Below are 17115 nucleotides of genomic sequence, written 5' to 3'. Positions count from 1 at the left end.
TTAACTGTTAAATATTTTCTTCAACCACAGCAGCAAGTTTTTGAATCCCCATTGGAATTGGAACATATGCTTGTGGTGGAATATTTACAATCGGTTTATTGGTTTTATCAGCAGCCTTTTTCAAATTATCAAAATACATTTTGGTTTGTGGGCTAACTAAATATAAATCATATTCATCTTTCGCAATTGTGCTTGCACCTTGTGAAGCCGAAGTTGCATTCAATTCAATTTCTGTTCCTTTACTTGCAAAAAACTCTGTTGTTTTTTTAGCAATTACTGAAGAAGACATGCCTCCAGCACAGATGATTAACGCTTTTTTCATACTCTTTTCCTCCTAAAAGTTCATTTGTTTTTTACTTTTATACAGCCATCGTCTCCACATATCATACCATTTATAAAAAATGATTTAACTAATGGTTGTGATTAGACACCTTTGACTACTTTTGTATCATAACATAAAACGCTTTCATTTTAGAATAGAGGTTATTTCCGTATCGATACGGAAATAAGATACAAAAAAACTCTCCAAACTATAAATAGTTTGGAGAGTTTGGAAAGTATTTATCAAATTAAGCTTTGATTTCGCTAACAACGCCTGAACCAACAGTACGTCCGCCTTCACGAATAGAGAAACGAGTTCCGTCTTCGATAGCGATTGGGTGGATTAATTCAACGTCGATAGTTACGTTGTCACCAGGCATTACCATTTCAGTACCTTCACGTAATTCTACAACACCAGTTACGTCAGTTGTACGGAAGTAGAATTGAGGACGGTAGTTAGTGAAGAATGGAGTATGACGTCCACCTTCTTCTTTAGTTAAAACGTAAACTTCAGCTACGAATTTTGTATGAGGAGTGATTGTTCCTGGTTTAGCTAATACTTGTCCACGTTGGATGTCTTCACGAGCAACCCCACGTAATAAAGCACCGATGTTATCGCCTGCTTCAGCGTAGTCTAATAATTTACGGAACATTTCAACACCTGTTACAGTAGTTTGAGCTGTTTCTTCGTCGATACCAACGATTTCTACAACGTCACCAACGCGAACTTGTCCACGTTCAACACGACCTGTAGCAACAGTACCACGACCAGTGATTGAGAATACGTCCTCAACTGGCATCATGAATGGTTTTTCAGTATCACGTTCTGGAGTTGGGATATATTCGTCAACTGCAGCCATTAATTCGAAGATTTTTTCTTCGTAAACTGGATCGCCTTCTAAAGCTTTCAAAGCAGAACCTGCAATAACTGGAGTGTCATCGCCTGGGAAATCGTATTCTGATAATAAGTCACGAACTTCCATTTCTACTAATTCTAATAATTCTTCATCATCAACCATATCCATTTTGTTTAAGAATACAACGATGTAAGGAACACCTACGTTACGAGATAATAAGATGTGTTCACGAGTTTGAGGCATAGGACCATCAGCAGCAGATACTACTAAGATCGCGCCGTCCATTTGAGCAGCACCAGTGATCATGTTTTTAACATAGTCCGCGTGTCCTGGGCAGTCCACGTGAGCATAGTGACGAGTTTCAGTTTCATACTCAACGTGTGCAGTTGAGATAGTGATTCCGCGTTCGCGCTCTTCTGGAGCACCATCGATTTGGTCGTAAGCAGAAGCTTGTGCCAAACCTTTTTTAGCTAAAACAGTTGTAATTGCAGCTGTTAATGTAGTTTTACCATGGTCAACGTGTCCGATAGTACCAATGTTTACATGGGCTTTAGAACGGTCAAATTTTTCTTTTGCCATTTTAAATGTTCCTCCTAAAAATGCGTTTTTATTTTATATTTGATAGGTAAGGAATCCATAAGATTCCTTGCCCATATCATCGTAATACATTGTACACGAAATGCTCCAAAAAATATAGTTATTTGGATAAATTCATCGAATCAATTAAGATTATCCAGCGTTTCCGCCATTTTTCTTAATAATTTCTTCTTGAATTGATTTCGGTACATCTTCATAGTGGTCAAATACCATCATGAATGTTCCACGTCCTTGAGTTGAAGAACGTAGAGTTGTTGCGTAACCAAACATTTCAGATAACGGCACCATTGCGTTAACGATCTGTGAGTTACCATGTGCTTCCATACCTTCTACACGTCCACGACGAGCAGTAACGTGACCCATCACATCTCCTAAATAATCTTCAGGAACTGTGATTGTTACTTTCATCATAGGTTCTAGAATTGCAGGTTGTGCTTTTTTAGCAGCAGCGCGCAATGCCATAGAAGCAGCAACACGGAAGGCAGTTTCATTTGAATCGACATCATGGTAAGAACCATCATAAAGTTTAGCTTTGATATCAACTAATGGATAACCAGCTAATACACCGTTTTCCATTGATTCTTCTAAACCTTTTTCAACTGCAGGAATGTATTCACGAGGAACCACACCACCGACAATTGCGTTTTCGAATTCAAAACCTGCTCCTTCTTCGTTAGGTGTAAATTCAATCCATACGTGACCGTATTGACCTTTACCACCTGATTGACGTACAAATTTACCTTCAGCTTGAGTGCCTGCGCGGAATGTTTCGCGGTATGATACTTGTGGTGCACCCACGTTCGCATCAACTTTGAATTCACGACGCATACGGTCAACTAGGACGTCTAAGTGAAGTTCACCCATACCTGCGATAACTGTTTCACCAGTTTCAACGTTAGTTGTTACGCGGAATGATGGATCTTCTTCAGCAAGTTTTTGTAAAGCAACACCCATTTTATCTTGGTCAGCTTTTGATTTAGGCTCAACAGCAACTTCGATAACTGGTTCTGGGAATTCAATTGATTCTAAGATAACTGGATCTTTTTCATCACATAATGTATCCCCTGTAGTTGTATCTTTCAAACCAACAGCTGCAGCGATATCTCCAGAATAAACTGTTTGAATTTCTTCACGAGTATTCGCATGCATTTGTAGGATACGTCCGATACGTTCACGTTTGCCTTTTGATGCATTCAATACGTATGATCCAGAGTTAAGTACGCCAGAGTATACACGGAAGAATGTCAAACGACCTACGAATGGGTCAGTCATAACTTTAAATGCTAATGAAGCAAATGGTGCCTCATCAGATGATGGGCGTTCAGTTTCTTCATCAGTTTTAGGGTTAATCCCTTTGATTGCAGGTACATCAGTTGGTGCTGGCAAGTAGTCAATAACTGCATCCAACATCAATTGTACACCTTTATTTTTGAAGGCTGATCCACACATTACTGGGAAGAAATCAACCGTTAATGTCGCTTTACGAATACCAGCTTTTAATTCTTCTTCAGTGATTTCTTCACCGTCTAAGAATTTCATCATTAAATCTTCGTCTGTATCTGCTACAGCTTCGATTAATTTTTCGCGCCATTCTTCAGCTTGTTCAACGTACTCAGCAGGAATCTCAGTTTCTTCGATTTCTGTACCTAAGTCATTTGTATAGATTTCAGCTTTCATTTTCACAAGGTCAATAATTCCTGTGAAGTCGTCTTCTGCACCAATTGGTAATTGGATTGGATGTGCATTTGCTTGCAAGCGGTCATGCAATGTAGATACTGAATACAAGAAGTCAGCACCGATTTTATCCATTTTATTACAGAAAACAACACGTGGTACACGGTAATCAGTCGCTTGACGCCAAACTGTTTCTGTTTGTGGTTCTACACCTGATTGTGAGTCCAATACAGTTACAGCACCGTCAAGTACACGTAGAGAACGTTGTACTTCAATTGTGAAGTCCACGTGTCCTGGTGTATCGATGATATTTACACGGTTACCTTTCCATTGCGCAGTTGTCGCAGCAGAAGTAATCGTAATTCCACGTTCTTGCTCTTGTTCCATCCAGTCCATTTGTGAAGCTCCTTCATGAGTTTCACCAATTTTATGGATACGACCAGTGTAATACAAGATACGTTCAGTTGTCGTTGTTTTACCAGCATCAACGTGGGCCATGATACCAATATTACGAGTGTTTTCTAAAGAAAATTCTCTTGCCATTGTGGGATTGTTCTCCTCTCTAATTGTTGTCACAATACATACTACCTAAAAAAGTAGCTTGTATCTTACCAACGATAGTGTGCAAATGCACGGTTAGCTTCTGCCATTTTATGAGTGTCTTCACGTTTTTTAACTGAAGCACCAGTATTGTTAGCAGCATCCATGATTTCTTTAGCTAGACGTTCTTCCATTGTGTGTTCTCCACGCAAACGAGCGTAGTTAACAACCCAACGTAGACCTAAAGTTGTACGACGTTCAGGACGAACTTCAACTGGTACTTGATAGTTAGAACCCCCAACACGACGAGCTTTTACTTCTAATACAGGCATAATGTTTTTCATTGCTTGTTCGAAAACTTCCAATGGATCATTGCCTGTAGATTCTTTAATAATATCAAATGAGTTGTAGATGATATTCGCAGCAACTCCACGTTTACCGTCAACCATTACGCGGTTGATTAAACGAGTTACTAATTTTGAGTTATAAATAGGATCTGGTAATACATCACGTTTTGCAACAGGACCTTTACGAGGCATCCGTAACTCCTCCTTCCGAAATTGGTTTTATTTAAATAGTCGTTTTAGTTTGTAGAATAAAATTAAGCTTTTGGTCGTTTAGTACCGTATTTAGAACGAGATTGTTTACGGTCGTTTACACCAGCCGTATCCAAAGCACCACGAACGATATGATAACGTACCCCTGGTAAGTCTTTTACACGTCCACCGCGTAATAATACAACACTGTGTTCTTGTAAGTTATGTCCAATACCTGGGATATAAGCTGTAACTTCAATCAAGTTAGACAAACGAACACGCGCATATTTACGTAAAGCCGAGTTCGGTTTTTTAGGTGTCATTGTTCCGACACGAGTAGCTACCCCACGTTTTTGAGGTGAGCTCACGTTTGTTTGAGCTTTTTTGAAACTATTATATCCTTTGTTCAATGCAGGTGAATTTGATTTTTCAACCTTGGATTTACGAGGTTTACGTACTAATTGGTTAATTGTAGGCATTCCTTGTTTTCCTCCTTCCTTGATTCGCTGTTTAGTTCCACACATCCAGGTGGTTCTTTTTTGGCGATAAAAAATAATGCAATAACATGCATCTTTATCAGATTGTACTTTTACTACAGTCAGCACGTCTCTATCCAGAGACCTGTTCATAAAGCACCTTCGATAGAATATCATGGATTTTCTATAGTGTCAACGATATTCATTTAATTTTTTTCAATTAATTTTATTTTGTGTTACCTATCATTTTATGACTAAGAATTATATAATATATAGAAGAAATAATAATTTAAAGGTGGCGAATAGTTTGAATTTAAAACAAATGGTAGGCGTCGAAGCAGCAAATTATGTCAAAGACGGAATGGTCGTGGGACTGGGAACTGGTTCAACTGCTTATTACATGATTGAAGAATTAGGTCGACGCGTCAATGAAGAGCAATTATCAATTGTTGGGGTCCCTACTTCCTCTGCTTCTCGTAAACAAGCCTTAGAATTGGGTATTCCGGTAAAAACAATTGATGAAGTCACTTGCGTAGATGTAACAATTGATGGTGCGGATGAAATTAGTGCTGATTTTCAAGGAATTAAAGGTGGCGGTGCGGCACTTTTATTTGAAAAAGTGGTAGCTTCTTATTCTGATCAAGTCATTTGGATTGTTGACGAATCTAAAATGGTGGATAAATTAGGTAAATTTCCTTTACCTGTGGAAGTTGTCCCATATGGTGAAGAACAACTTTTTCGAATTTTTAAAGAAAAGGGCTATCGTCCAACATTTCGAATGGAAAACGAAACAGAGAAGAAAGTCACAGATTGCGGGCATTCAATTATCGATTTGCATTTAGATGTCATTGAAGATCCCTTTACTTTAAATGAAGAATTAAATCAATTGGTTGGCGTTGTGGAACATGGGTTATTTTTAAATATGGTTGATACAATAATTATTGGTGAAGAAAATGGTCCTAAGAAGGTAACAGTTGTTCGTTAGGCAAGAACGCTTTTTTGTGAAATTAGGGGTATCTATTTAACCTAGTTTATGATATTCTTCTTATTATTTATTTTCTAAAAAAAATGGGATGGGATGAAAAAATGAAAATATTTGGGTATATCCGTACAACAATTACGGATGAAGATCCTCAACCGCAAATGACGAGTTTACAAGAATTCGGCTGTTCAGAAATTTTCCATGAAGATTATTTGAACTCGGAATCTATTTCACTTGATGAAATACTCGATCAAATGGAACCTGGCGATGCCTTGGTTGTTGATCAGCTTTATCGTCTAGGAAAGTCTACAAGGCAATTAGCAGATTTAATGCTACGCTTCCAAACGAACCATTTTGATTTGGTCTGTTTAACAGATACGATCGATACTCGTGATTCTTCTGGGAAATTATATTTCCAATGGATGAATCAAATGGCCTCAATGGAACGCGCTTTGCTAAAAGAACGTACGCTACTCGGCTTAAGTCGCGCACGAGAAAAAGGAAAAATTGGTGGTCGACCAAAAATCGACGCTGAAACAGTTCACAAAATTCGATTCTTATTTTTCGAAAAGAAAGAATCAATCCAAACAATCGCTACAACCTGTCAAGTATCGATTGGAACCTGTTACAAATACATTCATTTATCTGAGAGTGAAATTGCAACTTTACTACAAAAATAAGCCAATTCAATTAAAATTCTATACAAAATTACGGGAAAACTTTGAAAAAGAATTTATTTCAAGGTTTTCCCGTAATTTTTTGTCTAGAAAAAACTAGACTCAAAAAAGAATCTTTTCAAGTCTAGTCCAACTAGGTTTATTTAACTAAGCTTCTACCAGTCATTTCAGCAGGCAAATCAATAGCTAACAAATCTAACATTGTTGGCGCTAAGTCTGCTAAACGACCATCTGTTCTTAATTCAGCGTTTTCTTTGGTTACGATAACTGGAACTGGTACCGTTGTATGAGCTGTATGCGGGTTACCATTTTCATCCATTAAAGTTTCAGAGTTTCCGTGGTCTGCTGTGATAATGGCGAAACCTTCTTTTCCTAAAATAGTTTCAACTACGCGACCTAAACATTCATCTACAGCTTCAATAGCTTTCACTGTTGGTTCAACCATTCCTGAATGTCCAACCATATCTGGATTAGCAAAGTTTAAGATGATTGCTTCAAATTTATCGTCGTTAATCGCATTTACCAACGCATCGGTTACTTCATAGATACTCATTTCTGGTTGCAAGTCATAGGTTGCAACTTTTGGTGAGTCAATCAAAATACGTTCTTCTGTGCCAAATACAGTATTTGATCCACCATTAAAGAAGAAAGTAACGTGTGGATATTTTTCTGTTTCTGCAATACGTAATTGGTTGATATTGTTTTTATCCAACACTTCGCCTAAGACGTTATCTAATGAAATTGGAGCAAAAACAACTTCTGTATCCAGTTTATCTGAATATTGAGTCATAGTCACTAATTTCACGTTTTGTGGTGTTTCTCCACGGTCAAAGAATTCCCATTCTTTTTCAGTTAATGCTTGTGACATTTGTAATGCACGGTCTGGACGGAAGTTAAAGAATAATACACCGTCATTATCGTTAATTGCTGCGACTGGTTGGTCATTTTCAACAATCACTGTTGGTAATAAGAATTCATCCGTTACGCCAGCTGCATAGCTTTTTTCAACAACATCCACTGCATCTGTTGATTTTTCACCTTCACCATGAATCACAACATCATAGTATTTTTGTACTCGTTCCCAGCGTTTATCGCGGTCCATTGCATAATATCTTCCTGAGATTGAAGCAATTTTTCCATGACCTAATTCGTCAAGTTTAGCTTGCAATTGTTTTACATAATTGATACCTGATGTTGGTGATACATCACGACCATCCAAGATTACGTCAACAAAAGCCGGGATGTCATGTTTTTTAGCTTCTTCTAATAAGGCAAATAGATGGTTAATATGACTGTGAACGCCGCCATCAGAAACTAAGCCCATCAAATGTAAGTTAGAGTTATTTTTTTTCACGAAATCAAATAAGTCTAACAAAGCTTTTTCTTGTGCAAACTCGCCATCAAGGATTGACTTATCAATACGAGTTAGACTTTGATAAACAATTCGTCCAGCACCAATGTTGGTATGTCCTACTTCAGAGTTTCCCATTTGTCCTTCTGGAAGACCTACATCTAAACCAGAAGCTTTTAATGTGCTATGAGGATATTTACTCCAATACTTATCGAAATTCGGTGTATCAGCCAATGCCACAGCGTTACCGACTGTTTCATCTCTTAGGCCAAATCCATCTAAAATCATTAAAATTACAGGTTTCTTGTCCATTCTGTTATTCCTACTTTCCATTACTAATTCAAAAACTTTACTAATAGACACGCGTCAATCTATCATAACGATGATGCCGTTACCAAATAGATAGTTACTGAGAGCAAACAATGTTTTATCTTACACAAAGTTCATTCAGCCCTATCATAATAACATTAAATAGTTTTTTAGTAAAACCCAATATGAATATCTTTAGACCAATGATTTACAGTATTATTGGAAATTTAACTCACAACGGGTGTATAATAAATATGGAATGGAAATTTCAGAAATCATATGAATAAAGGAGAGGGTTTTATGCCAAAATTAGTTTTTTCACGTCATGGATTAAGTGAATGGAACAAGTTAGACCAGTTCACTGGTTGGGAAGATGTTGATTTGGCTCCTGAGGGTGTCGAAGAAGCAATAGAAGGTGGCCGTAAAATCAAGGAAGCTGGAATCGAATTTGATATTGCCTATACTTCTGTTTTAACACGTGCCATCAAAACTTGTAACTACATCCTAGAATACTCAGATCAATTATGGGTACCGACAATCAAATCATGGCGCTTAAACGAACGTCACTATGGTGCACTACAAGGTTTAAATAAACAAGCCACTCGTGATAAGTACGGAGACGAGCAAGTTCTTATTTGGCGTCGTTCTTACGATACTTTGCCTCCATTATCAGATGCAAAACCAGACCGTCGCTATGCACATTTAGATCCTCGCACCGTTCCTGGTGGCGAAAATCTAAAAGTCACTTTAGAACGTGCCTTACCATTTTGGGAAGATGAGATTGCTCCTGCATTATTAGATGGTAAAACCGTTTTAGTTGCTGCCCACGGGAACTCATTACGCGCATTAGCAAAACACATTGAAGGTATTTCTGATGACGATATTATGGGACTTGAAATTCCAACAGGTAAACCACTTGTTTATGAACTAAATGATGATTTATCTGTAATCGAAAAATATTATCTATAAGAAAAAACAATCCGAGCTAGAAACGATTCTCTTGCAGTTCAGCAAGTTTTCGTCCTAGCTCGGATCGTTTTTTTAGATGAACGTTGAAGGTTTACGTGCTGCTTGATAGATTTGGACAACGTCTGCTTGTTGTAACGGAACAAAGGCTGCTTTGCTGATGGTGCTATGAGCCACTGCTTGTTGTGCCATCTGTTCAAAGTCCTTTTCTGTTTCAATACCCACTTCTGGCAACGTCATCGGCACCCCATTTGCTAAGAAAAAGTCATACAAAGCCTGCATCCCTTTTTTCGCTGCTACTTCTTGATTCGTTTCTTGAATTCCCCAAACCTCTTTTGCAAAACGTGCAAATTTAGGAAGTGTGGTTTCATTCAAAATATGTGCCATCCAGCGCGGTGTTAAAATTGCTAAGCCAATTCCATGCGTAATATCATAAAATGCACTTAGTTCATGTTCCATCGCATGACAAGACCACGTCCCAGTTTTGCCACTTCCCGTTAAACCATTTAATGCTAACGTACTTGCCCACATTAAATTCGCTCGAGCATCGTAATTATCAGGTTCTTTCAATGCAATTGGCAAATTATGAATAACTGTTTTCATCAAACCTTCTGCAACACCGTCTTGCACATCTGTTCCAGGAGTTGCATTAAAATAATTTTCCATTAAATGACTAAAAATATCCGCTGAACCGGCAGCTGTTTGATACGCATTCACTGTAAATGTATTGGTTGGATCTAAGAAAGAAACTTTCGGTAAAAGATTTTTGCCGCCCATTCCTAACTTTTGTTGCGTTTGCATATTGGAAATGACACCACCACGATTCATCTCACTACCTGTTGCTGCTAAAGTTAAAATGGTGATAATCGGAATGGCTGGTCCATTATATTGACGTTGCAATACAAGATTTTCCCACAAATCACCTTCAACAAACGCTCCAGCTGCGATTGCTTTACTACAGTCAATCACCGAACCACCACCAACAGCTAAAATAACATCAATTTGGTGCTCTCTACATAATTGCGCACCTTTTGTAACAGTTTCGATGCGTGGGTTCGGTTCCACCCCTGCTAATTCAATCACTGTATAACCATCTAGTGTATTCATCACTTTTTCATACAAGCCATTTTTCTTAATACTTCCTCCACCATAGACCAACAGAACATTTTTACCAAAAGAATGTAACACTTCTGGTAGTTCTCCTAAACGTTCTTTGCCAAAGCGAATATCTGTCTCTACATGAAAATTAAAATTTTCCATTACGATTCCTCCAATAGTTTAAATAACAATTAACCAAAAAAGATTGAAGTGAATCACCTCAATCTTTTTTTATTTAATGAATAGCCGTTTCTAAACCAACTTTAATCATATCATCAAATGTGGTTTGACGCTCTTCTGGTGTTGTTTCTTCACCTGTAATAATATGATCGCTAACTGTACAGATAGCTAAGGTTTGGACATGGAATTTCGCTCCAAGATAATACAAAGCTGCAGCTTCCATTTCAACACCCATCACACCTAGTTCTGCTAATTTCAATGTTTCAGTCATATCATCTTTATAAAAACTATCTTCAGATAAGATATTACCGACATGCGTAGTAAAGCCATTTTCTTGTGCAATTTCATATGCCGTTTTTAATAATTGAAAATCAGCAATCGGTGCAAAATGGAATTGATTAAAGTTTTTTTGAATAATTGAGGAACTGGTTACTGCTCCTTGCGCAATCACTAAATCACGTACATGAACATCTGTGGAAATCGCTCCACAAGTTCCGACACGAATCAATTTTTTAACATCGTAGGAATTAATTAGCTCATGTGCATAAATAGTTGCGGAAGGCATTCCCATTCCTGTTCCTTGTACAGAAACACGTTCGCCTTTATAAATACCTGTATAACCTAACATCCCACGTACATTGTTATAACAAATCGGATCTTCTAAAAATGTTTCTGCAATATATTTGGCACGTAAGGGATCACCAGGAAGTAAAATTTTATCAGCAATTTCACCTGGTTTTGCTTCGATATGAACGCTCATTTTTTTCGCTCCTTTTTATAAAACTGCTAATGTTTCTTTGATTAATTCTTTAAATTCAGCTTTGACACGTTCTGTTGTTTCCACTACTTCTGCATGATTTAAAGTCGCTTGCATGCCGGCTGCTAAGTTCGTAATACATGAAATACCTAAAACTTTTAAGCCACTGTGTGTCGCAACAATCACTTCTGGTACTGTTGACATTCCTACAGCATCGGCACCGATGACACGAGACATCCGAATTTCAGCTGGTGTTTCATAAGTTGGACCTGACCATCCCATGTAAACACCTTCTTTTAGATGTAGACCTTTTTTCGTACCAACTTCTTTGGCAAGCTCACGGTATGCTGGTGTATACGCATTACTCATATCAGGGAAACGTGGACCCATTTCGTCCGCATTTTCACCGATTAATGGATTGTCACCTGTGTAATTGATGTGATCTGTAATTAACATCAAATCACCTGGTTCAAAGGTTTCATTCACACCGCCGCATGCATTCGTTACAATCATTGAATGAGCTTTTAAGGCTGCCATCACACGTACAGGATAAGTCACTGTTTGCATTGAATGACCTTCATAGTAATGGAAACGTCCTTGCATCGCTAAGACTTTTTTACCAGCTAGCGTACCATAAACTAATTGTCCCGCATGACCCACAACTGTTGATACTGGGAAATATGGAATTTCAGCATACGGAATGACAACTGCTTCTTCAATTTCATCCGCTAGTTCGCCTAAACCTGACCCTAAAATTAACCCAAATTCTACATCTTTTACCCCTTTTTCTTGAAGAAAAGCTGTTGTCTCTGTTAATTGTTCTTGTAATTTTGTCATATTGTCACTCCTATTTTAAGTTGTTTAAGAAACTTTCACCATTTTCAGTGGCTGGTACGCCAAAATTCTCAGCAATTGTAGCTGAAATATCTGCATAAAATCCTTGTGGTAATTTTCCTTGTCCAGCAAATTTTTTACTAAATACAAGCAATGGCACATATTCTCTTGTATGGTCAGTTCCCGCAAAAGTTGGATCATTGCCATGGTCAGCAGTAATCATTAACAAATCATCTTCTGCCATTGCATCTAAAATTTCTGGAATACGTCCATCGAAATCTTCAATAGCACGTGCGTAGCCTTCCACATCACGACGATGGCCATACAATGCGTCAAAGTCTACAAGGTTGGTAAAGCTTAAACCTGTAAAGTCTTTTTGCATCACTTCCAATAATTTATCCACACCATCCATGTTGTCTTTTGTCCGAACAAATTCCGTAATTCCTTGACCATTGAAAATGTCATTAATTTTACCAACAGCAATGACATCTTTGTCATTATCTTTCAATGAATCTAAAACAGTCTTACCAAATGGATCTAACGCATAATCATGACGATTACTGGTGCGTTGGAAGTTACCTGGTTCTCCTAGGTAAGGACGTGCAATAATTCGGCCGATCATGTAGGGTTCATCTTTGGTAATTTCACGGGTGTATTCACAAATACGATACAACTCTTCTAATGGAATAATCTCTTCATGCGCTGCAATTTGCAAGACTGGATCGGCAGATGTATAGACAATTAAATCGCCAGTTTCCATTTGATGTTTTCCGTAGTCATCGATAACAGCAGTACCCGAATAAGGTAAATTACACACAATTTTGCGACCAGAAAAATCTTCAATTTGTTTTAATAATTCTTCTGGAAATCCTTCTGGAAATACACGGAATGGTTTTTGAATATTTAAGCCCATAATTTCCCAATGACCGGTCATGGTATCTTTACCGACTGAAATTTCTTCTAGTTTTGTTGCATAGCCTTGATGGTCTTCAACATTTTTGACACCTTCTAAAGGGCGAATGGTTCCTAGACCTAATTGCTCTAAGTGCGGAATTGTTAGTCCAGCTTCTTTGGCAATATGACCTAAAGTATCGGCTCCTTTGTCATTGAATTTGTCTGCATCGGGCGCTTCGCCAATTCCAACAGAATCCATCACGATTAAATGTACTCGTTTAAACATTTTTTCAACCTGCTTTCCTCAAACTAATTTCATTTCTATCATATACTACTTTTCTATTTATTTTAACCAAGAAGGGCAGAACGAAGCCATTTACGCCCTTCGCCCCACCCTTCTTGATGAAAAGTTATTTTGATTTGATATAATTCTTTCCGCCTGCTTTTGGTCCAGATGCTTTTCCTAAGAAAAGTACTAAAACAATTACAGTTAATAAATATGGCGCAATTTGTAATAAGACTGGAGGAATAGATGAAATCACCGGTAATTGAGCACCAATAATACTTAAACTTTGGGCAAAACCAAAGAATAACGCTGCTCCCATTGCACCAAGTGGATTCCATTTACCAAAAATCATGGCCGCCATTGAGATAAACCCTTGCCCTACAATTGTTCCTGCTGAGAAGTTTCCTGAGATTGATTGGGCAAAGATTGCGCCACCCATACCACCTAACAAACCAGAAATTAATACGCCAGCATAACGGAACTTGTACACGTTAATTCCTAAGGTATCAGCTGCTTGAGGATTTTCCCCAACTGAACGCAAACGCAAACCAAAACGTGTTTTATAAATAATGTACCAAGCTAATACAGCAACTAAAATAGCTAGATAAGCGGGTAAAAAGGTGTTTTTAAAGAAAATCGTCCCAATGATTGGGATATCTTTTAAAATCGGGAATGAGAAATATCCTAAATTGTAACTGATATTGTCTGTTTGTCCTTTTTGATAAAGCACTTTAATCAAGAAGACGCCTAACGCTGGAGCCATCAAGTTAACTACCGTACCACTAATAATATGGTCTGCACGAAAACTAATCGTTGCGACTGCATGTAATAGTGAAAAAAGAACGCCGACACCACCACCGACTAAAATAGCGACCCATGGTGTCCATGCACCTAACTGATCTGCCATTGAAAGGTTAAAGACGACGGCACTAAACGCACCCATAACCATAATTCCTTCTAAACCTACATTGACAATCCCACTACGCTCTGAAAAAGTACCACCTAATGCAGTCAAAATCAAAGGCGTTGAATAAACCAAGGTAGATGTTAAGATTAATGCAATTAAACCTACTGTTGACATTATAATTCGCCCCCTTCTTGACTTTGATCATTTGGTGCCGTTTCAATTGTTTTTACGATTTCTTCTTGTTTTTTATCTGGTAAAATTTTCGCCATCGCTAAACGAATAACAAAGTTAATACCTACAAAGAAAATAATCAAGGCAATCGATACATTTACAATTTCAAATGGAATTTCAGCAATTGTTTGCATTCCTAAACCACCAATTTTCAAAATACTGAATAAAATTGCTGATAAGAAAATACCTATCGCAGAGCCAGCACCTAATAAGGAAACCGCCATTCCATCAAATCCGATTGCTAATGAAGTTGTTTGTACGAAGAAGTTTTGATAAGTTCCTAAACCTTCCACAACCCCACCTAAACCAGCTAATCCACCAGAAATAATCATTGATAAAATGATTGTTCGTTTACTACTCATTCCAGCATATTCTGAAGCAAATGGATTTAAACCTACAGAACGAATTTCAAAACCAAGCGTTGTTTTCTTCATTAGGAACCATACAAGAACTAACATAATCAACGCAAGGAACAACCCACCACTAACACGCGAACCTCCAAAGAACTGGGTTAACCAAGGAATACGTAAACTTGCATTTTGTGTAATTGCATTTGTTGAATCCAAGCTTGAACGGAAACTTTCTGGCATGACATCTTGTAATAAGAAGGTACTTGTATACAACAAAATATAGTTCATCATGATCGTTACGATAACTTCACTTGTGCCAAAGAATGCACGTAAGATACCAGGAATAGCTGCTGCAACTGCTCCTGCTGCTGCTCCTAAGATCACGCATAATGGTAATAAAACCATTTTTGGTAGGTCTGGGAATGCTAAAGCTGTCCAAACGCTGACAATCCAACCACATAATGCTTGTCCAGATAACCCGATGTTGAAAAAGCCGGCTGAGTTTGCCACAGAAAACCCTAAGGCTGTAAAAATTAATGGTGTTGCTTGACGTAATGTTTCACCAATTCCACGCTGTGTACCTAATGCAGCATTTAACATTGAACGGTAACCGACAATTGGATTATATCCAAAGGCAGCCATAATAATCGCGCCTAAAACTAAGCCCATTACAACTGATAAAATTGGCACTAATAAATTACGAATTTTTTCATTGCGATCATTCATTTGTTGCCACCTCCTGTTGCGCTAATTCTGCTCTTGCTTTTTCAAGTGAATAGCCAGCCATCAGTAGCCCTAATTCTTGCTCACTTGTTTCTTCTGGTTTCACCACACCCACGATTTGACCATCGTGAATCACGGCAATTTTATCTGAAACATTCATGATTTCTTCTAATTCAAAACTAATTAGCAAGACTGCTTTAAAGCGATCGCGTTGTTCAATCAAACGTTTATGAATAAATTCAATCGCACCAACGTCTAATCCACGTGTCGGGTTTGCTACAATTAATAAATCAGGATCACGTGTAATTTCGCGTGCAATAATTGCTTTTTGTTGATTCCCACCAGATAATGCTTTGGCTGGTACGACTTCGTTTACCGTACGGACGTCAAATTCTTTAATCAAATCTTCTGCATGATAATTAATTTCAGAATAATTCAAAACACCCATTTTGCTAAATGGTTCTTGATAATACGTTTGTAAAGCGATATTTTCAGCTAAAGTCATATCTAAAACCAAGCCATATTTGTGACGGTCTTCTGGTACGTGACCTAAACCCGATTCAGTAATTTTACGTGGACGTAAATTGGTAATATCTTTATCTGATAAAATGACTTTACCACTTTCCACTTTACGTAATCCGGTGATGGCTTGAATTAGCTCTGACTGACCATTTCCATCAATCCCAGCGATCCCAACGACTTCACCTGCGCGAACTTCTAGATTTAAGTTTTTAACTGCTTCCACGCCACGATTTTCTTTAACGACTAAACCTTGGACTGATAATACTAATTCTTGTGGATCAGCAGGTTTTTTCTCTGTTTTAAAGGATACAGAACGCCCAACCATCATGTCAGCTAATTGTTGTGAAGACACATCTTTCACATCGACCGTGCCAATTCCTTGTCCTCGACGAATAACTGTACAGCGATCAGCAACTGATTTAATTTCATCTAGTTTATGTGTAATTAAGATGATTGATTTTCCTTCACGAACTAACCCACGCATAATTTCAATTAACTCATCAATTTCTTGCGGAGTTAATACCGCAGTAGGTTCGTCAAAGATTAAAATATCTGCCCCGCGGTACAACGTTTTTAGAATTTCTACACGTTGCTGCATTCCAACTGAAATATCTCGAATATACGCATCTGGATCAACGGATAAACCATATTGTTCAGAAACTTTTTTAATTTCTTCACGGGCTTTTTTACGATCCAATTTCCCTAAACGGCTAGGCTCATTTCCTAGAATAATATTTTCTGTCACCGTAAAGGCATCGACTAACATAAAGTGCTGATGAACCATTCCGATTCCTAATTGATTGGCTTTTGTCGGACTAGAAATACTCACGACATTCCCGTTCATTAAGATTTCGCCAGAAGTTGGCTCTAATAAACCTGATAAGACATTCATTAACGTGGACTTTCCAGCCCCATTTTCGCCAAGTAATGCATGAATTTCACCTTTTCGAATCTGCAAATTGATTTGATCATTTGCTTTAAACGTTCCAAAACTTTTGGTGATATTGCGCATTTCTATGGCAAATTTTTCTTCTGTCACAATTCTCA

16 protein-coding genes are annotated in these 17115 nt (G+C 37.9%); 3 read left to right on the top strand and 13 right to left on the bottom strand.

What is annotated here, in order from left to right; genetic code table 11:
- Nucleotides 1-7: 7 nt before the first annotated feature.
- The 5 genes from AC4BC7_RS13575 to rpsL all read right to left on the bottom strand — a co-directional run bounded on the left by AC4BC7_RS13575 (nt 8) and on the right by rpsL (nt 5004).
- A complete protein-coding gene (locus tag AC4BC7_RS13575; RefSeq protein WP_490503099.1) occupies nt 8-322 on the bottom strand; it encodes a PTS cellobiose transporter subunit IIB in 315 nt (104 codons plus the stop codon).
- A gap of 247 nt (nt 323-569) precedes the next feature.
- Nucleotides 570-1757, bottom strand: a complete 1188-nt coding sequence (gene tuf, locus AC4BC7_RS13570) for an elongation factor Tu (protein WP_207942221.1) — start codon at nt 1755-1757, stop codon at nt 570-572.
- A 150-nt stretch (nt 1758-1907) separates the two neighbouring features.
- Nucleotides 1908-3992 carry an elongation factor G gene (gene fusA / locus AC4BC7_RS13565; protein ID WP_490503098.1) on the bottom strand — a complete coding sequence of 695 codons (2085 nt, stop codon included), beginning with the start codon at nt 3990-3992 and terminating at the stop codon, nt 1908-1910.
- 65 nt (nt 3993-4057) lie between these two features.
- Nucleotides 4058-4528 carry a 30S ribosomal protein S7 gene (gene rpsG / locus AC4BC7_RS13560; protein WP_016176308.1) on the bottom strand — a complete coding sequence of 157 codons (471 nt, stop codon included), beginning with the start codon at nt 4526-4528 and terminating at the stop codon, nt 4058-4060.
- A 62-nt stretch (nt 4529-4590) separates the two neighbouring features.
- Entirely contained in the window at nt 4591-5004 is a 414-nt protein-coding gene (gene rpsL / locus AC4BC7_RS13555) for a 30S ribosomal protein S12 (RefSeq protein ID WP_016176309.1), read from the bottom strand.
- Between the two features lie 304 nt (nt 5005-5308).
- On the opposite strand from rpsL, the gene rpiA reads away from it, so the two are divergent.
- Nucleotides 5309-5986 carry a ribose-5-phosphate isomerase RpiA gene (gene rpiA / locus AC4BC7_RS13550; protein ID WP_490503097.1) on the top strand — a complete coding sequence of 226 codons (678 nt, stop codon included), beginning with the start codon at nt 5309-5311 and terminating at the stop codon, nt 5984-5986.
- Nucleotides 5987-6087: 101 nt separating this feature from the next.
- Nucleotides 6088-6663 (top strand): recombinase family protein, encoded by a 576-nt coding sequence (locus tag AC4BC7_RS13545; RefSeq protein ID WP_207942224.1) that lies wholly within the window; start codon nt 6088-6090, stop codon nt 6661-6663.
- 136 nt (nt 6664-6799) lie between these two features.
- Here AC4BC7_RS13545 and gpmI read toward each other — a convergent pair whose 3' ends face one another.
- Nucleotides 6800-8323 carry a 2,3-bisphosphoglycerate-independent phosphoglycerate mutase gene (gene gpmI / locus AC4BC7_RS13540; RefSeq protein WP_490503096.1) on the bottom strand — a complete coding sequence of 508 codons (1524 nt, stop codon included), beginning with the start codon at nt 8321-8323 and terminating at the stop codon, nt 6800-6802.
- Nucleotides 8324-8620: 297 nt separating this feature from the next.
- Between gpmI and gpmA the strand changes: the two genes are divergently transcribed.
- Entirely contained in the window at nt 8621-9289 is a 669-nt protein-coding gene (gene gpmA, locus AC4BC7_RS13535) for a 2,3-diphosphoglycerate-dependent phosphoglycerate mutase (protein ID WP_016176313.1), read from the top strand.
- 72 nt (nt 9290-9361) lie between these two features.
- Here gpmA and AC4BC7_RS13530 read toward each other — a convergent pair whose 3' ends face one another.
- The 7 genes from AC4BC7_RS13530 to AC4BC7_RS13500 all read right to left on the bottom strand — a co-directional run bounded on the left by AC4BC7_RS13530 (nt 9362) and on the right by AC4BC7_RS13500 (nt 17080).
- Nucleotides 9362-10546 (bottom strand): iron-containing alcohol dehydrogenase, encoded by a 1185-nt coding sequence (locus AC4BC7_RS13530; protein ID WP_490503095.1) that lies wholly within the window; start codon nt 10544-10546, stop codon nt 9362-9364.
- 73 nt (nt 10547-10619) lie between these two features.
- Complete coding sequence (gene deoD, locus AC4BC7_RS13525) at nt 10620-11324, bottom strand: purine-nucleoside phosphorylase (RefSeq protein WP_490503094.1); 705 nt, start codon at nt 11322-11324, stop codon at nt 10620-10622.
- Nucleotides 11325-11339: 15 nt separating this feature from the next.
- Nucleotides 11340-12158 carry a purine-nucleoside phosphorylase gene (locus AC4BC7_RS13520; protein WP_207942228.1) on the bottom strand — a complete coding sequence of 273 codons (819 nt, stop codon included), beginning with the start codon at nt 12156-12158 and terminating at the stop codon, nt 11340-11342.
- 10 nt (nt 12159-12168) lie between these two features.
- A complete protein-coding gene (deoB, locus tag AC4BC7_RS13515; RefSeq protein ID WP_207942229.1) occupies nt 12169-13335 on the bottom strand; it encodes a phosphopentomutase in 1167 nt (388 codons plus the stop codon).
- 124 nt (nt 13336-13459) lie between these two features.
- Complete coding sequence (locus AC4BC7_RS13510) at nt 13460-14416, bottom strand: ABC transporter permease (RefSeq protein ID WP_207942230.1); 957 nt, start codon at nt 14414-14416, stop codon at nt 13460-13462.
- Complete coding sequence (locus AC4BC7_RS13505) at nt 14416-15549, bottom strand: ABC transporter permease (protein ID WP_207942231.1); 1134 nt, start codon at nt 15547-15549, stop codon at nt 14416-14418. Before AC4BC7_RS13505 ends, AC4BC7_RS13510 begins: the two co-directional genes overlap by 1 nt.
- Nucleotides 15542-17080 carry an ABC transporter ATP-binding protein gene (locus tag AC4BC7_RS13500; RefSeq protein WP_207942311.1) on the bottom strand — a complete coding sequence of 513 codons (1539 nt, stop codon included), beginning with the start codon at nt 17078-17080 and terminating at the stop codon, nt 15542-15544. The genes AC4BC7_RS13505 and AC4BC7_RS13500 overlap by 8 nt, the downstream gene beginning before the upstream one ends.
- Nucleotides 17081-17115: the final 35 nt, after the last annotated feature.

Source organism: Enterococcus sp. AMC1623 (assembly GCF_058216495.1).
This window is presented reverse-complemented; position numbering and strand designations above follow the sequence as displayed.

Bases quoted from the DNA above. Each gene is read 5' to 3' on its own strand.
- rpsG (WP_016176308.1), bottom strand. From the start codon at position 4,528: ATGCCTCGTAAAGGTCCTGTTGCAAAACGTGATGTATTACCAGATCCT.
- AC4BC7_RS13575 (WP_490503099.1), bottom strand. From the start codon at position 322: ATGAAAAAAGCGTTAATCATCTGTGCTGGAGGCATGTCTTCTTCAGTA.
- gpmI (WP_490503096.1), bottom strand. From the start codon at position 8,323: ATGGACAAGAAACCTGTAATTTTAATGATTTTAGATGGATTTGGCCTA.
- AC4BC7_RS13500 (WP_207942311.1), bottom strand. From the start codon at position 17,080: ATGCGCAATATCACCAAAAGTTTTGGAACGTTTAAAGCAAATGATCAA.
- deoB (WP_207942229.1), bottom strand. From the start codon at position 13,335: ATGTTTAAACGAGTACATTTAATCGTGATGGATTCTGTTGGAATTGGC.
- AC4BC7_RS13505 (WP_207942231.1), bottom strand. From the start codon at position 15,549: ATGAATGATCGCAATGAAAAAATTCGTAATTTATTAGTGCCAATTTTA.
- deoD (WP_490503094.1), bottom strand. From the start codon at position 11,324: ATGAGCGTTCATATCGAAGCAAAACCAGGTGAAATTGCTGATAAAATT.
- rpsL (WP_016176309.1), bottom strand. From the start codon at position 5,004: ATGCCTACAATTAACCAATTAGTACGTAAACCTCGTAAATCCAAGGTT.
- AC4BC7_RS13545 (WP_207942224.1), top strand. From the start codon at position 6,088: ATGAAAATATTTGGGTATATCCGTACAACAATTACGGATGAAGATCCT.
- AC4BC7_RS13510 (WP_207942230.1), bottom strand. From the start codon at position 14,416: ATGTCAACAGTAGGTTTAATTGCATTAATCTTAACATCTACCTTGGTT.
- tuf (WP_207942221.1), bottom strand. From the start codon at position 1,757: ATGGCAAAAGAAAAATTTGACCGTTCTAAAGCCCATGTAAACATTGGT.
- fusA (WP_490503098.1), bottom strand. From the start codon at position 3,992: ATGGCAAGAGAATTTTCTTTAGAAAACACTCGTAATATTGGTATCATG.
- AC4BC7_RS13520 (WP_207942228.1), bottom strand. From the start codon at position 12,158: ATGACAAAATTACAAGAACAATTAACAGAGACAACAGCTTTTCTTCAA.
- AC4BC7_RS13530 (WP_490503095.1), bottom strand. From the start codon at position 10,546: ATGGAAAATTTTAATTTTCATGTAGAGACAGATATTCGCTTTGGCAAA.
- gpmA (WP_016176313.1), top strand. From the start codon at position 8,621: ATGCCAAAATTAGTTTTTTCACGTCATGGATTAAGTGAATGGAACAAG.